Origin of the sequence: Collimonas sp. OK412 (assembly GCF_900112135.1) — a bacterium.
Lineage (GTDB): Bacteria > Pseudomonadota > Gammaproteobacteria > Burkholderiales > Burkholderiaceae_D > Collimonas > Collimonas rhizosphaerae.
In genome coordinates this window covers 36933-55068 of sequence record NZ_FOLC01000021.1, presented here as the reverse complement: position 1 = coordinate 55068, position 18136 = coordinate 36933, and the positions used below count along the sequence as shown (strand labels likewise).

Genomic DNA, 18136 nt, shown 5'->3' with positions numbered 1-18136 from the left:
CTTTTTTTCAGGCGCCGGCCTGGATCGGCGCGGCAGGATGAAAACTCTCCGCGCGCGAGATAGGCCAGTATTTCTCGAACACCGGGTAGCGGTATTTCTGGTTCAGCAAATCTCCCGGCTGCAGGTAATGCAGCAAATCAGACATCAGCTTCACTTCATGGTCCGAGGTACGGCGCACGATGTGATGCGCGCGTAGCGCAGAAGCATGCGGCAGGCCCGCGGCCTGCACCAGCTCTTGCAGCGCATGCAAAGTGCTTTCATGGAAGCGATACACGCGTTCGGCCTTGTCCGGCACCACCAGCGCCTTCTGCCGGCCCACGTCCTGGGTCGCGACGCCGGTCGGGCAGCGGTCGGTATGGCAGCTTTGCGACTGTATGCAGCCGAGCGAGAACATGAAGCCGCGCGCCGAGTTGCACCAGTCGGCGCCTATCGCCAGCGTGCGGGCCAGGTCGAAGGCGGTGATCACCTTGCCGCTGGCGCCGATCTTGATGCGGTCGCGCAGGCCGGCGCCGAGCAGGGTGTTATGCACCAGCAGCAAACCTTCCTGCAGAGGCATGCCGACGTGGTCGACAAACTCCAGCGGCGCCGCGCCGGTGCCGCCTTCGGAACCGTCCACCACGATGAAATCCGGCAGGATGCCGGTCTGCAGCATGGCTTTGACGATGCCGAAAAACTCCCAGGGATGGCCGACGCACAATTTGAAACCGACCGGCTTGTCGCCCGACAGCGTGCGCAGTTTCTGGATGAATTCCAGCAGGCCGATAGGATTCGAAAACGAGGAGTGGGCGGCGGGCGAAATGCAGTCGACGCCCATCGGCACGCCGCGCGTGGCGGAAATCTCCGGCGTGACCTTGGCTGCGGGCAGCACGCCGCCGTGGCCGGGCTTGGCGCCTTGCGAGAGCTTGACCGTGATCATCTTGACCTGCGGCGAAGTCGCTTGCGCCACGAATTTTTCTTCATTGAAGCTGCCGTCGCCGTTGCGGCAGCCGAAATAGCCGGAGGCGATCTGCCACAGCAGGTCGCCGCCGAATTCGCGGTGATAGGGCGAGATCGACCCTTCGCCGGTATCGTGCGCAAAGCCGCCTTTCTTGGCGCCGCGGTTGAGCGCGCGGATGGCGTTGGCCGACAGCGCGCCGAAGCTCATCGCCGATACATTGAAGACCGACATCGAATACGGCTGCGCCCGCTCGGCGCCGACCGTGACGCGGAAATCATGGCTGGCGATGATGGTCGGCGACAGCGAGTGGCCGACCCATTCATAGCCGCGCAGCTTGACGTCCAGCTCGGTGCCGAACGGCCGGCTGTCGACTTCGCCTTTGGCGCGCTGGTAGACCAGGCTGCGTTCCTTGCGGGTGAACGGTGCACCGTCGTTGTCGCTCTCGAAAAAATACTGGCGCATTTCAGGGCGGATCATTTCAAACAGAAAACGGAAATGCCCCATCAGCGGATAGTTGCGCAGGATCGCATGGCTGCGCTGGTTCATGTCCCAGATGCCGAGCGCGGTCAGCAGGCCGGGGAGCACCGCCCACCACCATCCCATCTTGCCGGCCGCGGCGCCGGCGGCAAGCAGCAAAGTCAGCAACAGCACTGCCCAGAAACTAAGGTAACGACTGACTCTCATGATTTCCTTCCTTTTAAGATTGCCGCTGCGCCGGCGGTTCGCTGGTGGAAAACCGCTTGTAACGGTAGCAGGCTGACAATTTTACACATTGACGGCGCGTTCCGTGCGGCCGCCGCTTCCGTTTGTCCTACAAGGACTTCGGTCCCTGTCCTATAGCGCCCCGTGGGGAGGCTGGTTAGCATGGACTCACCGATGCAAGGGTAGCGATGCGGGCCGGTCGGGCCGGCGCCGTCGCTCTACAGACCGCCCTTGCATATCAAGCCAGCCGCGTTGCCGAAAGACCGGCCTGGCATTGAATCGACAACCATCAAGGAGTGCACAATGAACTGGGACACTATTCAAGGCAACTGGAAACAATTCAAGGGCAACGTCAAGCAGCAATGGGGCAAGCTCACCGACGACAAGCTGGAGCAGATCGCCGGCAAGCGCGACCAGCTGGCCGGCAGCATCCAGGAAGCCTATGGCGTCAGCAAGGACGAGGCCGAAAAGCAGATCCGCGCGTTTGAAGAGCGTCACAAGGAACGGTAGTTCCGAATCCTCGATTCCACCATGCATGATTGGGCAATGACGCCATGATGTCGAAGAAAGGGCATTGACATGACTATCAACAAAATCCTCGCGGCCATGCTGATCGGCGTTGCCGGTTTTAGCGGCACATCGCTGGCGCTGGCGGCGGACAGCGCCAAAGCCAGCTACAAGGCGACAGAAGACCTGGCGGACGCCACCTACAAGAGCGACAAGGCAAAATGCGACGAGCTCAGCGGCAACGGCAAGGATGTTTGCCTGAAGCAGGCCAAGGCCACCCGCGAACACACCACGCAAGATGCAAAAGCCGAATATAAAAATACCCCCAAAGCCATCGCCAGCGCACGCAAATCCGAAGCTGACGCCGACTATGCGGTAGCCAGGGAAAAATGCGATGGCCTGGCGGGCAACGCCAAGGATGTCTGCATCAAGCAGGCCAAGGCGGACCAGGTTAACGATGTAGCCAACGCCAACACCCAGAGGGATGTTTCCAAGGCCAAGGCTGACGCTCGGGAAGAACGCGCCGATGCACGCTACAAGGTTGCCATGGCCAAGTGCGATGCGCTGGCAGGCGCTGCCAAGGAAGACTGTATCGTTGCGGCCAAGGCTGAGCTCGGCAAATAACCATAGGGTTTACATTGAAGACAGTCGGACGCACACTAAACGTTACGCGCTGGCGCCAGCGCCGACAACTTATCTGATTGCGACGGTTGAATAGATGATAAAAATTTTGGTGGTTGACGACCATGCGGTAGTCCGCGCCGGCGTCCAGTATTTCATTGCTGATATCCCGGAGATGGAAATCGCCGGCGAAGCCGCCAATGCGCAGGAAGCGATCCGGCTGATCCGTTCCGAGGAATACGACATCGTGCTGCTCGATATCGCGATGCCGGACAAGAGCGGCGTGGAAGTGCTGAAGCAGATCAAGCGCGAGAAGCCGCTGTTGCCGGTGCTGATCCTGAGCATGCACCCGGAAAGCCGTTACGCAGTGCAGGTGCTGCGCAGCGGCGCCGACGGCTATGTGCAGAAAGAAGCGCTGGCGACGGAGCTGGTGAAGGCGATCGAAACCATCCTGCAGGGCCACAAGTACATCAGCTATGCGGTGGCCGAGCTGCTGACGGCAGATCCCGCCAGTAATGAGAATGCGCCGCTGCATGAATCCTTGTCGGCGCGCGAGTATGAAATTTTTTATAAATTGAGCCAGGGTGAAGGAGTGACCAGGATTGCCGAAGAGCTTTGCCTGAGCGTCAAGACCATCAGCACTTACCGTACACGTGTGCTGCAGAAGATGAGCATGACAAGCAATGCGGATATTATTTATTATGCGATCAAGAACAACCTGATCGATTAGATGGGGCAATCGTGTCGCGGGTGAAAACTGCCTGCCGTTCGCCGGCCTGGCGCAATGCATGAATTGAAGCGAGGGATGTTGAAAGATAGCCGTCAACTAAAATGGACCATACAACAACCTCCGATATAGCCAAATCCGGCGCCACGCCGTTGCGGATTTTTTTGGTCGAAGATTCAGTGGCTGTCAGGGATTTGATGATTGATACCTTGAGTGAAATTCCGGGCGTGGTCTTTGCCGGATTTGCCGAGGAAGAAGCGGATGCATTGAAAAAAATCGATGCCGAGCCTTTTGACGTGCTGATCCTGGATATCGAACTCAAGCAGGGCAATGGCATGAGCCTGTTGCGCACGCTGGCGGCATTGCCCAAGCCGCTCAATTCCACGAAAATCATATTCAGCAATAACGTCAGCAACGCTTTTCGCCGCGCCGGCGAGAAATACGGCGTGCGTTTTTTCTTCGACAAGAGTTCGGAATTCACCAAGCTGCGCGACCTGCTGGCGGCACTTGGGACAGGGTTGCCGGATCATTGACCGAGCTGTTGCATTCCATTGATCGCCTGCAACGCTTTCAGCCATACCCGCCCGCCGGCATCCGGCGGGTTTTGTGCTGTTTCCTTTTGCAATGATCCGGTTATGCTATCGAACGACATGAAAATCCTGGAGACGACTTGACGACAGACGACCATGAGGCTGGGCTGGGCAATCCGCATTACCAGGATTTGCTGAAGGCGCGGGCGCTGGAAAGCCTTGCCGCTACACGCAACTATGTGTCGCGCACCGCCATCGCTGCCATCCTGGTGAGCCTGGCGCTGACGATCGTGTCTGCGGCGGTGCTGGTTGCCGGCGTTTACCAGGTGGCGCTGCCGTTCCCGACATCGCAGCTACCGCTCATGCGGGCCAACACCGCCGCCGGTTTCCTGCTGGCTGCCGGCAGCCTGCTGCTGCAGTGCCTGACGGGCAGGCTGCGCAAAGCCGCCAGGCTGGCGGCGCAAGCGCTGGCCATCCTGCTGCTGCTGTTTGCCATGGCAGCGTTGTGGCATGAAGCGTTTCGCAGCCCAGGCTGGCTTGACATCCTTCTTGCCGCGCTGGCGCCGCAGCCCGGCTTGCGCAGCCCGAGCGGTTTGCATCCGATGGTGGCCATCGGTTTTGTTTTGTGCGGACCGGCTTTGCTCCTGCTTGACCGCCGCGGCAAAAAAACCAGCCACCTGACCGAATACCTGGCGATTGCCCTGATATTTTTAAGCGCGATCCCGCTGCTGGGTTATCTGTACCACGTTGCGGCAATGACCCAGATGGTGTACGCCACCAGCATTCCCTGGCCGTCGGCCATCGCTTTCCTGCTGTTCGGCATGGCGCTGCTGATGGCGCGCCCGCATCAGCGCCTGATGGCGATCATCACCCGCCATGCGCCGGGCGGGCAGATGCTGCGCCGCTCGCTGCCGCAGATGCTGGTCTTGCTGGTGGCCCTGCATTGGCTGGCGGACTGGGGCGCGCGCCAGGGTTTTTACGACCGTACCTCGGTGCCGCCTTTGCTGACCCTGATCGACGGCGTGCTGGTGCTGTTCATTTTCTGGCGCGCCGCAGGCCAGGTCGACCGCGAATACGGGGCGCGCCTGCAAAGCGCAGCGGAACTGGCGGAAGCCACGGCCTTGTTGATTGCGGTGAGCGACAATACCAACGACCCGATTTTCGTGAAAGACAGCCAGGGGCGCCTGATTTTCGCCAATCCGGCCTATTTGCGCCAGCTCGGGCTGAACTGGCAAGAAGCCAGACACCGCCGCAGCCGTGAGCTGTTCCCGGATCAAGAAGATGCAATCCGCATCGATCAAGATGACGCCCGCATCATGAACGGCCGGGTTTCCGAAACGCTGGAACAGACGGCGCAGCTGCCGGGCGGCCTGGTCACCACTTTCCAGACCACCAAGGCGCCGTGGTTCGGCCAGCAAGGGCAGGTCATGGGCGTGGTCGGCATCGCCACCGACATCAGCGAGCGTAAGCGTGCCGAGGATTCGCTCAGGCAGCGCGAACTTGAGCTGGAGCGCACCATCGCCCAGCGCACCGCCTTGCTGCGCGAACTGGCCAACCACATGGAAACCATACGGGAAGAAGAGAAGCGGGCGATTGCGCGCGAGCTGCACGACAACATGGGCGCATCGCTGACGGCGCTGAGCATGCACCTGGAAGGCGTCTACAAGATCCTGCCGGAGAATGAGCACTGGCAGCATCGCCGGTCGCAGATGCAAACCCTGCTGAGCTCGCTGGTGGCGACCACGCGCCGGATCCAGACTGAATTGCGGCCGAACATGCTTGAGCTGTTCGGGCTGAAAGCGGCGATTGTCGAACAGCTGGAAGATTTCGGCCAGCGCACCGAGATCGTTTGCAACTCCAGCCTGCCGGATGAAGATATTGCGGTCGATCGTAAAATCGAAATAGCGGTCTATCGCATGCTGCAGGAAATCTTGAATAACGTCTCCAAGCACGCCCGGGCCACCCAGGTCGATCTGATCCTCGACATCGACGAAGACCGGCTGGCGCTGACGGTGCGCGATAACGGCGTCGGCATGTCGCAGCAGCGTTTTGAAAACACCACCACCCACGGTTTGCGCGGCTTGCATGAAAGAGCGACCTACCTGGGCGGGCAAGTCCGCTTTGCCGGAGGCGAAGGCAAGGGAACGACTGTGGTGATCGAATTGCCGATGCCGGGGCAGGCGCCGGCGGATGCGCCTAAGGCATAGGCTGACGGCTGCAGGGCGCAAGGCTGGGAGCGCCGGCCTGGTGCTGGCTCAGGACGGTGGGCAGGGATCGGTCGCCACCAGTACGCTGCAGGGCACTTTTTCAACCAGGAGAGTATCCACCGAGCCGCGCCACCAGCGTGTCGCCATCGGTTTCTTGCGCGAATGGCCGACGATCACCAGGTCTACCCCCAGCTTGCTGACCAGGTCGCTGATCACATTCACCGGTTCGCCGCTTTCAAAATGGTCGACAGCCTTGATGCCGGCGTCGCTGAGCAGCTTGTGGCCCTTGATCAGTTCTTGTTCGAGCAGGGTTTTTTCAGCCCTGATGGCGGATTCGGCGACGAATTCGCCGGCCATCAGGTAGGTGGCAAGGTTGATGACCCCCAACAGGTGGACCTCGATTTCAGGGCCGGGCGCCAGCTGGATGCAGGAATACAGGGCCGAACGGCTTTCGGGCGTGCCATTGTAGGCGACGAGAATTTTCCGGTACATATGCCCTCCTGAAAATTGTATTTGCAATGCTCTCTGCTTTCATCATAGCTCAGTCTGGGGCTGTCAACCAGATGCCATTTGGGTATTTGCAGCGATGTTTTCCGGCGCCGCTCTTGCATGGCGAAAATCGATTTTCGGATTCTGCCCATGCCGTTTTTTTGCGTGTTGCCGGGTTTCCTCGAATACTGCAAATTGGCGGCGCCTGATCAAAAAGCGCCGAAACTACGGCACTATTGCGCTATGCAGCACTATAAAAGTAGACTTGGCGGGTAATCCGCCAGTTCGGGCTGCGCAAGCTTCAGCGGTTTGCAGCGTGATTGATCAATAAAAAATCGAAGGAAAAATGGATGTCGGATGAAATCGTGATTGTCGGCGGCGGCGCCGGCGGCCTGGAGCTGGCTTGCAAGCTCGGCCGCAAACTGGGGAGCGGCCACGTCACGCTGGTGGACCGGGCGCTGTACCATATCTGGAAGCCGTCCCTGCACGAAGTTGCGGCGGGAACGCGCGATATCCACCAGGAAGGCTTGTCCTACCAAATGTTGGCGCATGACAATAAATTCCGCTTCGTCTACGGCGCCATGACCGCGCTCGACAGCGTCAACAACACGATCACGGTGGATGCGGTGCTGGATGAATCGGCGCAGGAACTGATCCCGCCGCGCCAGATCGGCTTCAGCAAGCTGGTGGTCGCGGTCGGCAGCGTTTCCAACTATTTCGGCATCAGCGGCGCCGAGGAAAACACGATTTCGCTGAACACCACCGAAGACGCCGAACATTTCCGGCTGCGCCTGCTGAAAATGCTGGCGATGGCGGACCTGAAGAAAGAAAAGGATCCCGACGCCGGAGTCGACATCGTGATCGTCGGCGGCGGCGCAACCGGCGTCGAACTGGCGGCCGAGCTGCGCGACGCCAGCAGCGTCTACACCGACTACGATTTCCCGCACCTGAATCCGAACCGCGATGTCCGCATCACCATCCTGGAAGGCGCGCCGCGCTTGCTGGCGCCGCTGACCGAGCGGGTTTCCAAGGCGGCCACCAAGCTGCTGCAGGAACGCGAAGTGAAGGTGGTCACCGATTGCCGCGTCGCCGCCATCGCAGAGAATTTCGTGACTGACGCCAACGGCAACAATTACGTGTCGGACCTGTGCGTATGGTCGGCCGGCATCAAGGCTCCCGATTTTCTCAAGACCCTGGGTTTGCCGGTGACCAAATCAGGCCAGCTGGAAGTCGACGGCTTGCTCAAGGTCGCCGGCAGCAGCAATATCTATGCGCTGGGCGACTGCGCCGCTTGCATCGGCCCCGACGGCAAAATGGTGCCGCCGCGCGCCCAGGCCGCGCATCAGCAGGCCGATTACCTGCTGGAGATGTTCGTCCGCTCGAATAAAGGACAGGCGGCGCTGGACGCCCCCTACGTCTACAAGGACCATGGCTCGCTGGTGTCGTTCGGCAGGAACACCTCGGTCGGCACCTTGATGGGATCGCTGACCAAGCTGGGCTGGTTTGTCGACGGCTTCTTCGCCCGCATGATGTACGCCAGCCTGCACCTGATGCATCTGAACGCCTTGCTGGGGCCGGTGCGCACCGGGGTTACCGCTGCCGCCAGCAGCCTGATGAAGCACGCCAAGCCTTCAGTCAAGCTGCACTGAGTTTGTAAGCATGTTGTTCAGATGTAAAAGTATGTATCGCTTGCATGATTTCCGGCGGAGCTGGTCTATAGTTCAAATCAACAGCCGTGGGCATACCGGTCTGTGACTATGCGACCCTTGAAGGAGTCAATCATGCTGTACAAAAAATGGATATGTGTTGCGCTGCTGGCCAGCACGACTGCTGCGGTTTCTACCTCTGCCATGGCTTATGACGATGGCGCCAATACCGCCATCGGCGCGGTGGCGGGTGCTGTCATCGGCGGTGCGGTGGGCGGCCGTAACGGCGCTATCGTCGGCGGCGTGCTGGGTGCCGCGGTAGGCGCGACTTCGGGCGGCTATCGTGACGATGGCGGTTATTACGACCGTGGCCAAGGCTATTATGCGCAGCCGGCGCCGGTGTACGTTCGCCCTGAGCCGGTCTATTACCAGCCGGCGCCGGTTTATTATCGGCCGGCCCCGGTGTACTACCGTCCGCAGCCTGTGTATTACCGCCCGGCGCCGGTCTATGTGGAAAACCGCGATTACTATCGCCAGCAATATCGCGGCGGCTACTACGAGCGCTGATCCAGGCCCGGATTAAACAACAGGCGCCGGTCCAGATGAGAATCTGGACCGGCGTTTTTTATTGGCGCGCCGGATTCTTTGCTATGCGCCAGGCTGCATACGTCCTATATTGAAAAGACTCAGGACACCTGGCCATTTCATGGAGGAGACCGCTGTGGGCAAAATCAAACATGCGCCGGCCGACGACAAGCACGGCAAGCGAAAAAAAATACAGCAGGTGAATCCGGCCGAGCGCTGGACCGGGCACGCACTGGACGGCAGCCAGCAGCTCGATATCGTCGAAGAACAAATGTATGTGAACGAACCCGGAACCACCATCGACCAGCCTCTGGTGCCGCAGAAAACGCCAAAATGATGCGCCTGGAGAGCCTGCTGCCTGGGACAATTTGTCCAGCCCGGACAGGCGTTGCAGGCGGCCGTCAACCTTGCTTGCTAGTTTATAATCGTGCAGAGAATGCCTTCCCTAAAAAATGCAGCATTATAAAAAAGTAGGAAATCATGCGGATTCTTTCGGTAAGACCGGCCTGCGGCCGAGCGCCAGCTCATGGGCGCCGCCTTGGCTCCTTGTTTGTCCTTGCCGCGGCGCTGCTGGCTGTCGCCGCTAGCGCAGCTGAGGTCGATGCCGGCGCCGTTCCCGACACCATCAAGCAGCGCCTCACCGCCTGCACCGCCTGCCACGGCGAACAGGGACGCGCCACCAACGACGGCTACTACCCGCGCATCGCCGGCAAACCGGCCGGCTACCTCTATAACCAGCTGCATAATTTTCGTGAAGGACGCCGGCAGTATCCGATGATGACCTACCTGGTCGACCATCTGTCCGACGCCTATCTGCAGGAAATCGCCCACTATTTTGCGGACCAGCATCCGCCTTATCCGCCGCCGCAGCCGCCCGATCCGTCGAACGCTACGCGGGCGCGCGGCGAAGTGCTGGTCAACAAGGGCGATCCGGCCAAGAAGATCCCGGCCTGCATCGCCTGCCACGGCAGCGCCATGACCGGCGTTTTGCCGACCACGCCAGGCTTGCTCGGATTGCCGCGCGATTACCTGGTGGGCCAGATCGGCGCCTGGAAAAACGGTGCGCGCCATGCGGTGGCGCCCGACTGTATGGCGCAGGTGGTGCAGCGCCTGAGCGCTGAAGACATCGGCGCCGTCGCCTCCTGGCTGGCGGCGCAGCCGGTGCCTGCCGACGCTACAGCGGCCGCCCCCGGCACGGCCAAGTTGCCGCTGGCGTGCGGCAGCATTCCCCTCCCTCCGGCCAACCCATGATCAAGCAGAGCGCAGAATGAAACGACTATTCAAGTGGGTGCTAGGTGGTTTGCTGCTGCTGATCGCGGTTGCTGCCGGCGTGCTGGCGGTCTTCAACGCTGATGACAACAGTGCGCCGCCGCAGCCGGCGCAAGCCGCGGCGAGTCCCGGCGACCAGATAAGCCGCGGCGCTTACCTGGTGCGCGGCGGCGATTGCATGGCCTGCCATACGGCGCGCGGCGGCAAGGAACTGGCTGGAGGGCGCGCGATACAGACGCCGTTCGGCGCCATCTATGCGCCGAATCTCACGCCTGACAACGACACCGGCATCGGCGCCTGGTCGGCCGACGATTTCTGGCAAGCCCTGCACAACGGCAAATCCAAAGACGGCAGCCTGCTGTATCCGGCCTTCCCGTACACGAATTACACCAAGGTCACGCGCGCCGACGCCGACGCCATGTTTGCTTACCTGCGCAGCGTGCCGCCGGTGCCGCAAAAGAACCGCCAGCACGAATTGCGCTTCCCCTACAACAACCGGTTCCTGCTCTACGGCTGGCGCGCCCTGTATTTCCGGCCTGGCGTATATCAGGCCGAGGCGCAGCAATCGGTGGAGTGGAACCGCGGCGCCTACCTGGTGCAGGGACTGGGCCACTGCAGCGCTTGCCACACCACCCGCAATGCTCTCGGCGGCACTGACCTGAAAGCGGACCTGGGCGGCGGTTTCATCCCGGTGGTGAACTGGTATGCGCCGTCGCTGACCTCGGACCAGGAAATCGGCCTCGGCGACTGGGACATCGAACACATTACAGGTCTGCTGAAAAACGGCGTCTCGCCGCGCGGCACGGTGCTGGGGCCGATGGCGGAAGTGGTCGGCGCCAGCCTGCAGCACCTGAGCGACCAGGATGTGCGCGCCATGGCGGTTTACCTGAAGTCCTTGCCGCGCCAGAAGGAAGCCGCGGAACCCGACGAACGCGCCAGGCCGGACGAGGTGGCGCGGGTGATGGAACTGGGCCAGAAGATCTACAAAAACCATTGCATCGATTGCCACCAGGCTTCCGGCAAGGGGCAGTGGCCGGCTTACCCGCCGCTGGCAAGCAATCACGCGATCACCATGCCGGCGCCGGTGAATGCGATCCGGGTTGTCCTGAACGGCGGCTTCGCGCCCAGCACCGCCGCCAATCCGCGTCCTTACGGCATGCCGCCTTACGGGCCGACGCTGAACGATGGCGAAGTCGCCGCGGTGGTTTCGTATATCCGCAACAGCTGGGGCAACAAGGCGCCGATCGTGGGCGCATCCGAGGTCAGCCGCTATCGCGCGGTGCCGCTGGATTAAAACCGCGGTTTCTTCACGCCCCCAAAAAAAGCAGCCATCGGCTGCTTTTTTCACATGGCGCGGCTTAGACGGTCAGCATGATCTTGCCGATATGCGAACTGCTTTCCATCAGTGCATGCGCTTGCGCCGCCTGCTCCAGCGGAAAGGTCTTGAAGATCACCGGCTTGATCTTCTTTGCCGCCAGCAGCGGCCAGACGCGCTCCTGCAGCTGGGCCGCGATGGCAGCCTTGAAAGCGACCGGCCGCGGCCGCAGGGTCGAGCCGGTAATCGTCAGGCGCCGCATCATGACGTGGCGGAAATCGATGCTGGCGCTGCTGCCGCCCAGCGTGGCGATGAAGACCAGGCGGCCGTCGTCGGCCAGGCAGCTGATTTCGCGCGGCACGTAATCGCCGGCCACCATGTCCAGGATGACGTTCACGCCTTTGCCATCGGTCGCAGCCTTGATGACGGCAGCGAAGTCTTCCGTGCGGTAATTGATCGCGCGTTCGGCGCCCAGCGCTTCACAGGCGCGGCATTTTTCATCCGAGCCGGCGGTAGCGAATACCCGGTGGCCGAGCGCCGTGGCGATCTGGATCGCTGCGGCGCCGATGCCCGAGCTGCCGCCTTGCACCAGCAAGGTCTCGCCGCTCGCCAGTTTTGCGCGGTCGAAGACATTGCTCCACACGGTGTAAAAGGTTTCCGGCAGCGACGCCGCTTCCGCCGCGCTCCAGCCGTCGGGCAGCGGCAGGCATTGGGCGGTCGGCGCGCAGCAGTATTCGGCATAACCGCCGCCTTGCACCAGTGCGCATACCAGGTCGCCTTTCTTGAACGGGCTGCTGCCGAAGTCGCCGTCGACGATTTCGCCGGCGATCTCCAGCCCCGGCAGGTCTGACGCGCCCGGCGGCGGCGAATAATTGCCGGTGCGCTGGAACACGTCGGGCCGGTTGACGCCGGCAGCCTGCACCTTGATCAGCACTTCGCCTGGCTTGAACGAGGGCAGGGGGCGTTCGCAGATCTGCAATACTTCCGGGCCGCCGGGATGGGTGATTTCGATAGCGCGCATGGCATGGTCTCAAGGTAAAGAGGCCATTGTATGACAAGTCTTATTTCTCTTTTGAAAGCGAGAGTGATAGCTTTTCTGTATTAGCTCAACACAGGCATTCAAGTTATTATTTTGATGCTAAAAGACAAGATTTCTCTATGGAAATTCTTTCAATCAAGGGCTTCATGAAGAACAGGCAATGACCGACCGCGCAAGCAATGCAGGTAACAACGCCATGTCCAAGCCGGCCTGGCACCATATGAACGCTTCGCCGGCGACGCGGCAGGCGACCAGCCGCCAGCGGCGGCGTGCATTGTGGACTTGCGTCGGGATTGTCTCGGGAACATTGCTGCTGCTGCCGCTGGCGGCGGTCATGGGGCCGCGGGTGCCAGCCTTCCTGCCTTCCTACCAGACGGCGACGGTGGTCGCTTATGTCATCATCACCTACCTGATTTTTGCCCACTATCGCGCCACCAGGGCTCTCGATCTGCTGTTTGTCGGCGGCGCCTGCTTTTATTGCGCCGGGATTTTTTTACTGCAGTTCCTGGCCTTGCCCGACATGTTCCTGCCGCACGGATCGCTGCTGGGCGGCGAGCAGACTACGATCTGGCTGTGGTTTTTATGGCATGCCGGCCTGGCGCTGGGGATCCTGGCCTACGCCGCCAGCAACTGGCGCAATCCGGCCCTGATGTACCGGCACTCCCAGCGCCTGGCGCATTGGCTGATGGCCGCCGTGGCGGCGGCGCTGCTTGCCAGCATGGCCCTGGTCACCGTATTCCATGCGTATTTGCCGCGGCTCGATGACAACGGCGATTTTCGCCGGCTAGCCAGCAGCGGCGCCGGCCCTTTGCTGCAGTGCATGACCGGCCTTGCCTTCCTGGTCTTGTGGCAGGCCACGCGCTTCCGCGCGGTGTTGCACGTATGGCTGGGGGTTGCCCTGGTTGCGCTGCTGTGCGACAACGCCATCACCATGGCCGGCGGCAGCCAGTTCTCGGTGGGCTGGTACGTCGGCCGCTGCAACGCCCTGGCGTCGGCCACGCTGCTGCTGCTGATCTACCTGCGCGAAATGAACCAGGTCTACCTGAAGACGGTACAAGACGCCCGCCTGCTGGCGCTCAACAACGCCATGCTGGAAGTCAGGATGGACCAGGTGCGGCTGGACGACTTGACCGGGCTACCCAGCCGTTCACTGTTTCTCGAACTGGCCGAAACCTTGCGCAGCCGCGATTTGGCGAGCCGCCAGGCGGTGGCCTTGCTGTTCATCGACCTGGACGGCTTCAAGCGCGTCAACGACGACCTGGGGCACGACCGTGGCGACACGGTGCTGGTCGAAGTAGCCGCCGCCCTCAGGTCGGTGCTGCGCGACAGCGATATCGCCGGCCGTGTCGGCGGCGACGAATTCGTGGTGTGCCTGGTGGCCCCCGCCGCTGCCGTCAAGGCTACCGCCACCGCGGTTGCCGGCCGCATCGTCAGTCGCGTCGCCGCCATTGGCGACGGCATCGGCTGCAGCATCGGCATCGCCCTGTGCCAGGCCGAAAACCTGGAGTGGGATGCCGCATTGCGCCAGGCTGACGCAGCGATGTACCAGGCCAAGCGCCAGGGCAAAAGCCGCTTCACGGTATATGGCCATGCGCTGCTGGATGAGATAGCCTGAAGCGCGCAGCTCCTCTGTAAAAAAATGGCATTGGATTAATGATCGATAAATTCGATCATTCGGCTATAAATTTTCCGTTTTTCTTTTGATTTCCTCTCGACCATACTGCAATTCATTGGCAATGAACCCATGCCAATCAACAGGAATGGATTCCTGTTTTAATTTCGAATTAATCGCACATAAGAGAGGAAACATCATGCCAATCGCAACCGCCAAGCCAGGAAACACACTGCTGAACCCTGCCAACCACACCCTGATCATGATCGATCATCAATCGCAAATGGCGTTCGCCACCAAGTCCATCGACCTGGCTTCACTGCGCAATAACGTCGCCCTGGTGGCCAAGGCAGCCAAGGAATTCGAGGTGCCGACCATCCTGACCACGGTTGCCGAAAAGTCGTTCTCCGGCCCCATCTTCGACGAAATCAAGACCGTGTTTCCAGGACAGGAAGCGATAGACCGCACCACCATGAATACCTGGGAAGATGCGCGCATTGCTGAACGCGTCAACGCTATCGGCAAGGACAAGATCGTGCTGGCCGGCCTGTGGACTTCGGTATGCATCGTCGGTCCTGCGTTGTCGGCCCTGGACCAGGGATTCGAAGTGTATGTCATCACCGACGCCAGCGGCGATGTCTCCGACGAGGCTCACCAGCGCGCAGTGGAACGCATGATCCAGCAAGGCGCGCGCCCCATGACCTCGCTGCAGTACCTGCTGGAGCTGCAACGCGACTGGGCGCGCGGCGAAACCTACAACGAAACCGTGGCCACCTCGATTGCGCACGGCGGCGGCTACGGCCTCGGCTTAATCTATGCCAAGACCATGTTCAATGCTTCTGAAGCCCATTAAAGACCAAGAGGCCCCGTGCATCCATTGGCGGGGCCGCGTTACACCAGATCCGATTGCGTGAGGAGGAAACCATGAGTGCAGACATGATTTTGTTGAACGGCCGCTTTCACACGGTCGACAAGACACAGCCGCTGGCGACGGCGGTAGCGATACAGGATGGCAAGTTCGTCGCGGTCGGCGATGCGGAGGAAGCGATGCGTCATCGCGGCGCCGCGACCCAGGTGATCGACCTGAACGGCCGCACCGCGGTCCCGGGCCTGAACGACTCCCACTTGCACCTGATCCGCGGCGGCCTCAACTACAACCTGGAATTGCGCTGGGAAGGCGTGCCTTCGCTGGCGGATGCGTTGCGCATGCTGAAAGAACAGGCGCTGCGCACCCCGCATCCGCAGTGGGTACGCGTGGTCGGCGGCTGGACTGAATTCCAGTTCGCCGAAAAGCGCATGCCGACGCTGGAAGAAATCAACGCCGCCGCACCTGACACGCCGGTGTTCATCCTCCACCTGTACGACCGCGCCTTGCTCAACCGCGCCGCCTTGCGCGCCGTCGGCTACACCAAGGACACGCCGAATCCGCCCGGCGGCGAAATCCAGCGCGACGCTGCCGGCAATCCGACCGGCATGCTGATCGCCAAGCCGAATGCGATGATCCTGTATGCAACCCTGGCCAAGGGCCCGGCTTTGCCGCACGAGCAGCAAGTCAACTCCACCCGCCAGTTCATGCGCGAGCTGAACCGGCTCGGCGTCACCAGCGCCATCGACGCCGGCGGCGGTTTCCAGAATTATCCCGAGGACTACGCCATCATCGACCAGCTGGCGCGCGACCAGCAGCTGACGATACGCATCGCCTACAACCTGTTCACCCAGCGCAAGGGACAGGAGCTGGACGATTTCCAGAAATGGACCGGTTTGGTCACGCCCGGCCAGGGCGACGATTTCTACCGCCATAACGGCGCCGGCGAAATGCTGGTGTTTTCGGCGGCGGACTTTGAAGATTTCCTGGAGCCGCGGCCGGAGCTGGCGGCAGGCATGGAAAACGAGCTGGAGCAAGTGGTGCGGCACCTGGTCTCGCAGCGCTGGCCGTTCCGCCTGCACGCCACTTACAACGAATCGATCAGCCGCATGCTGGATGTGTTTGAAAAAGTGAACCGCGAGATTCCATTCGACGGCTTGCACTGGATCTTCGACCATGCGGAAACCATCACGCCGCAGAATATCGAACGGGTGCGCGTGCTGGGCGGCGGCATCGCGATCCAGCACCGGATGGCGTTCCAGGGCGAGTATTTTGTCGACCGCTACGGCGCCGACGCCGCGGCCCACACGCCGCCGATAGCGCGCATGCTGGAGATGGGCGTGCCGGTCGGCGCCGGCACCGATGCTACCCGGGTGGCCAGCTACAACCCTTGGACCGCGCTGTACTGGCTGGTGTCGGGACGCACCGTCGGCGGCATGAAGCTGTACGACACCGCGGCCAGGCTGCCGCGCGAAACCGCGCTCGAACTCTGGACCAACGGCAGCGCCTGGTTTTCCAGCGAGCAGGGCAAGAAGGGCCGCATCAAGCAAGGGCAGCTGGCGGACCTGGCGGTGTTGTCGGCAGATTTCTTCAGCGTCGACGAAGACAGCATCAAGGCGCTGGAATCGGTGCTGACGGTGGTTGGCGGCAAGATCGTCTATGGCGCCGCCGAGTTCGCGCCGCTGGCGCCGCCGCCTATCCCGGTGCTGCCGGACTGGTCGCCGGTGAAAACCGTGCCGGGCCATTACCGTCCTGTGGCGCAGCAGCGCCAGGCCCTGCCGCATCAGTGTGCCGGCGCCTGCGGCGTGCACGCCCACGCGCATGACGCAGCAAGGAAATCGACGGTGCCGATCTCGGATTATTCGGGATTCTGGGGTGCGCTGGGTTGCAGCTGTTTCGCTTTTTAAGCTTGTCGCGGACTTCCCGGTGGAAGTCCGTTTCTTTTAGGGACGGATTGAGGATTATCATGCGCTATACAAAAATCGTATTGGGTTTGCTGTTGTCGTTCGCGGTCGGCGCCGCCTGCCACCTGGCGCAGATTCCGGTGCCTTCGCCGCCGGTGCTGAGCGGCGCCATACTGGTGTTCATGATGAGCAGCGGCTACTGGCTGGTGGACCGCTACCTGGCGGCGCGCGCCGCCGCCGGGAGCAAGTTATGATTGCCCTGCTGCTGGGCATGGCGCTGGGTTTGCTGGTCGGCGCCTTGTGCCGCTGGTTCGACCTGCCGTCGCCGACGCCGCCGACGCCGGTCGGCGCATTGCTGGTGGTGGCGATGACATTGGGTTACATGGCCGCCGGCCAGGTTTGACAGAACGGAGGAGGCAGGATGCAGGCAGGCAATCGCAGGACCCACCAATCGGTCGTATTGAGTTTCCTGGCCGGTTATGTCGATACCGTAGGCTTCATCGCCTTGTTCGGCCTGTTCACCGCGCATGTCACCGGCAACTTCGTGCTGATCGGCAGCGAACTGGCCAATCACTCGCACGGCGTGCTGATCAAGCTGCTGGCGTTTCCGGCTTTCATACTCGCGGTGGCGCTGACCCGGGTCACGCTGATCTGGCTTGAGCGCAGCGGCCGCCAGCCGATGCCTTACCTGTTTGTGCTGCAATTGATTTTTTTACTGGGCTTCATGGCCGCCGGCTGCCTGGCGCAACCGCTCGGCGACACCGAAGCGCCGCTGGCCTTGCTGGCTGGCGTCTGCGGCGCCGCCAGCATGGGCGTGCAGAATGCCAGCAGCCGCCTGGTGCTGCAGCACCTGACGCCAACCACGGTCATGACCGGCAATGTCACCCAGCTGGTGATCGACCTGGTCGACATCCTGCGCGGCGCGGCCGACGAAACGGTGCGCCAGCGCTGCGTCAAGTTCTTCTGGCCGGTGGTGATGTTCGGCGTCGGCGCCATCGCCGGCGCTTTTGCCTACAAGTACCTGCGGTTCCTGTCCCTGCTGCTGCCGTCGGCGCTGCTGGCCTGGCTGGCGGTCACGGAATATCTTTCGGAAAAGAGTGAGGCCGGATCGCCATCAACTTTATAATGATCGAGGAATTGAGCGCAATACCCTGATATTGCCGGCATGGCAATTATGGCAA

The 18136-nt window shown here is 61.5% G+C and carries 20 protein-coding genes; 16 read left to right on the top strand and 4 right to left on the bottom strand.

The window, feature by feature from the left end:
* Positions 1–7: 7 nt before the first annotated feature.
* Complete coding sequence (locus BM062_RS19230; protein ID WP_092399798.1) at positions 8–1621, bottom strand: FMN-binding glutamate synthase family protein; 1614 nt, start codon at positions 1619–1621, stop codon at positions 8–10.
* 321 nt (positions 1622–1942) lie between these two features.
* Here BM062_RS19230 and BM062_RS19225 point away from each other — a divergent pair, with 321 nt between their 5' ends.
* The 4 genes from BM062_RS19225 (at position 1943) to BM062_RS19210 (ending at position 4027) form a co-directional block, all read left to right on the top strand.
* Positions 1943–2149, top strand: a complete 207-nt coding sequence (locus BM062_RS19225; protein ID WP_092399796.1) for a CsbD family protein — start codon at positions 1943–1945, stop codon at positions 2147–2149.
* Positions 2150–2218: 69 nt separating this feature from the next.
* Positions 2219–2770: a hypothetical protein gene (locus BM062_RS19220; RefSeq protein WP_092399794.1), complete on the top strand. Its 552-nt coding sequence runs from the start codon at positions 2219–2221 to the stop codon at positions 2768–2770.
* Between the two features lie 94 nt (positions 2771–2864).
* Positions 2865–3497 carry a response regulator gene (locus tag BM062_RS19215; protein ID WP_092399792.1) on the top strand — a complete coding sequence of 211 codons (633 nt, stop codon included), beginning with the start codon at positions 2865–2867 and terminating at the stop codon, positions 3495–3497.
* A 101-nt stretch (positions 3498–3598) separates the two neighbouring features.
* Positions 3599–4027: a response regulator gene (locus BM062_RS19210; protein ID WP_092399790.1), complete on the top strand. Its 429-nt coding sequence runs from the start codon at positions 3599–3601 to the stop codon at positions 4025–4027.
* On the opposite strand, the gene BM062_RS26150 is transcribed toward BM062_RS19210, so the two are convergent.
* A complete protein-coding gene (locus BM062_RS26150) occupies positions 4021–4146 on the bottom strand; it encodes a hypothetical protein (RefSeq protein WP_256381583.1) in 126 nt (41 codons plus the stop codon). The genes BM062_RS19210 and BM062_RS26150 overlap by 7 nt on opposite strands.
* Before the next feature lie 18 nt (positions 4147–4164).
* Here BM062_RS26150 and BM062_RS19205 point away from each other — a divergent pair, with 18 nt between their 5' ends.
* Positions 4165–6231: a PAS domain-containing sensor histidine kinase gene (locus tag BM062_RS19205; RefSeq protein ID WP_254785162.1), complete on the top strand. Its 2067-nt coding sequence runs from the start codon at positions 4165–4167 to the stop codon at positions 6229–6231.
* A gap of 48 nt (positions 6232–6279) precedes the next feature.
* On the opposite strand, the gene BM062_RS19200 is transcribed toward BM062_RS19205, so the two are convergent.
* Positions 6280–6723 (bottom strand): universal stress protein, encoded by a 444-nt coding sequence (locus BM062_RS19200; RefSeq protein WP_092399788.1) that lies wholly within the window; start codon positions 6721–6723, stop codon positions 6280–6282.
* 347 nt (positions 6724–7070) lie between these two features.
* Between BM062_RS19200 and BM062_RS19195 the strand changes: the two genes are divergently transcribed.
* From BM062_RS19195 to BM062_RS19175, 5 genes are all read left to right on the top strand, one after another.
* Positions 7071–8369 (top strand): NAD(P)/FAD-dependent oxidoreductase, encoded by a 1299-nt coding sequence (locus tag BM062_RS19195; RefSeq protein ID WP_175501089.1) that lies wholly within the window; start codon positions 7071–7073, stop codon positions 8367–8369.
* 132 nt (positions 8370–8501) lie between these two features.
* Entirely contained in the window at positions 8502–8933 is a 432-nt protein-coding gene (locus BM062_RS19190; protein WP_092399784.1) for a glycine zipper 2TM domain-containing protein, read from the top strand.
* A gap of 154 nt (positions 8934–9087) precedes the next feature.
* Complete coding sequence (locus BM062_RS19185; RefSeq protein ID WP_139220126.1) at positions 9088–9288, top strand: hypothetical protein; 201 nt, start codon at positions 9088–9090, stop codon at positions 9286–9288.
* 143 nt (positions 9289–9431) lie between these two features.
* A complete protein-coding gene (locus tag BM062_RS19180) occupies positions 9432–10202 on the top strand; it encodes a c-type cytochrome (protein ID WP_139220125.1) in 771 nt (256 codons plus the stop codon).
* A 16-nt stretch (positions 10203–10218) separates the two neighbouring features.
* Entirely contained in the window at positions 10219–11514 is a 1296-nt protein-coding gene (locus tag BM062_RS19175; protein ID WP_092399780.1) for a c-type cytochrome, read from the top strand.
* A 64-nt stretch (positions 11515–11578) separates the two neighbouring features.
* Here the strand turns inward: BM062_RS19175 and BM062_RS19170 are convergent, their stop codons facing one another.
* Positions 11579–12556, bottom strand: coding sequence for an NAD(P)H-quinone oxidoreductase (locus tag BM062_RS19170; protein ID WP_092399778.1), 978 nt, complete (start codon positions 12554–12556; stop codon positions 11579–11581).
* 178 nt (positions 12557–12734) lie between these two features.
* Here BM062_RS19170 and BM062_RS19165 point away from each other — a divergent pair, with 178 nt between their 5' ends.
* The 6 genes from BM062_RS19165 to BM062_RS19140 all read left to right on the top strand — a co-directional run bounded on the left by BM062_RS19165 (position 12735) and on the right by BM062_RS19140 (position 18081).
* The gene (locus BM062_RS19165) at positions 12735–14189 is read left to right on the top strand and encodes a GGDEF domain-containing protein (RefSeq protein WP_092399776.1); all 1455 of its coding nucleotides are present in this window, start codon (positions 12735–12737) and stop codon (positions 14187–14189) included.
* A 196-nt stretch (positions 14190–14385) separates the two neighbouring features.
* Positions 14386–15039, top strand: coding sequence for a hydrolase (locus BM062_RS19160; protein WP_092399774.1), 654 nt, complete (start codon positions 14386–14388; stop codon positions 15037–15039).
* A 71-nt stretch (positions 15040–15110) separates the two neighbouring features.
* Positions 15111–16958, top strand: a complete 1848-nt coding sequence (locus tag BM062_RS19155; protein ID WP_092399772.1) for an amidohydrolase — start codon at positions 15111–15113, stop codon at positions 16956–16958.
* A gap of 59 nt (positions 16959–17017) precedes the next feature.
* A complete protein-coding gene (locus tag BM062_RS19150) occupies positions 17018–17209 on the top strand; it encodes a DUF1427 family protein (protein ID WP_092399770.1) in 192 nt (63 codons plus the stop codon).
* Positions 17206–17358: a DUF1427 family protein gene (locus tag BM062_RS19145; protein ID WP_092399768.1), complete on the top strand. Its 153-nt coding sequence runs from the start codon at positions 17206–17208 to the stop codon at positions 17356–17358. Before BM062_RS19150 ends, BM062_RS19145 begins: the two co-directional genes overlap by 4 nt.
* Positions 17359–17376: 18 nt before the next feature.
* Positions 17377–18081 carry a YoaK family protein gene (locus BM062_RS19140; RefSeq protein ID WP_092399766.1) on the top strand — a complete coding sequence of 235 codons (705 nt, stop codon included), beginning with the start codon at positions 17377–17379 and terminating at the stop codon, positions 18079–18081.
* Positions 18082–18136 lie beyond the last annotated feature (55 nt).

Coding starts and splice junctions, on each gene's coding strand:
- BM062_RS19165 (WP_092399776.1), top strand. CDS start 12,735: ATGACCGACCGCGCAAGCAATGCAGGTAACAACGCCATGTCCAAGCCG.
- BM062_RS19180 (WP_139220125.1), top strand. CDS start 9,432: ATGCGGATTCTTTCGGTAAGACCGGCCTGCGGCCGAGCGCCAGCTCAT.
- BM062_RS19215 (WP_092399792.1), top strand. CDS start 2,865: ATGATAAAAATTTTGGTGGTTGACGACCATGCGGTAGTCCGCGCCGGC.
- BM062_RS19140 (WP_092399766.1), top strand. CDS start 17,377: ATGCAGGCAGGCAATCGCAGGACCCACCAATCGGTCGTATTGAGTTTC.
- BM062_RS19145 (WP_092399768.1), top strand. CDS start 17,206: ATGATTGCCCTGCTGCTGGGCATGGCGCTGGGTTTGCTGGTCGGCGCC.
- BM062_RS19220 (WP_092399794.1), top strand. CDS start 2,219: ATGACTATCAACAAAATCCTCGCGGCCATGCTGATCGGCGTTGCCGGT.
- BM062_RS19190 (WP_092399784.1), top strand. CDS start 8,502: ATGCTGTACAAAAAATGGATATGTGTTGCGCTGCTGGCCAGCACGACT.
- BM062_RS19210 (WP_092399790.1), top strand. CDS start 3,599: ATGGACCATACAACAACCTCCGATATAGCCAAATCCGGCGCCACGCCG.
- BM062_RS19155 (WP_092399772.1), top strand. CDS start 15,111: ATGAGTGCAGACATGATTTTGTTGAACGGCCGCTTTCACACGGTCGAC.
- BM062_RS19230 (WP_092399798.1), bottom strand. CDS start 1,621: ATGAGAGTCAGTCGTTACCTTAGTTTCTGGGCAGTGCTGTTGCTGACT.
- BM062_RS26150 (WP_256381583.1), bottom strand. CDS start 4,146: ATGTCGTTCGATAGCATAACCGGATCATTGCAAAAGGAAACAGCACAA.
- BM062_RS19225 (WP_092399796.1), top strand. CDS start 1,943: ATGAACTGGGACACTATTCAAGGCAACTGGAAACAATTCAAGGGCAAC.
- BM062_RS19175 (WP_092399780.1), top strand. CDS start 10,219: ATGAAACGACTATTCAAGTGGGTGCTAGGTGGTTTGCTGCTGCTGATC.
- BM062_RS19170 (WP_092399778.1), bottom strand. CDS start 12,556: ATGCGCGCTATCGAAATCACCCATCCCGGCGGCCCGGAAGTATTGCAG.
- BM062_RS19160 (WP_092399774.1), top strand. CDS start 14,386: ATGCCAATCGCAACCGCCAAGCCAGGAAACACACTGCTGAACCCTGCC.
- BM062_RS19150 (WP_092399770.1), top strand. CDS start 17,018: ATGCGCTATACAAAAATCGTATTGGGTTTGCTGTTGTCGTTCGCGGTC.
- BM062_RS19195 (WP_175501089.1), top strand. CDS start 7,071: ATGTCGGATGAAATCGTGATTGTCGGCGGCGGCGCCGGCGGCCTGGAG.
- BM062_RS19200 (WP_092399788.1), bottom strand. CDS start 6,723: ATGTACCGGAAAATTCTCGTCGCCTACAATGGCACGCCCGAAAGCCGT.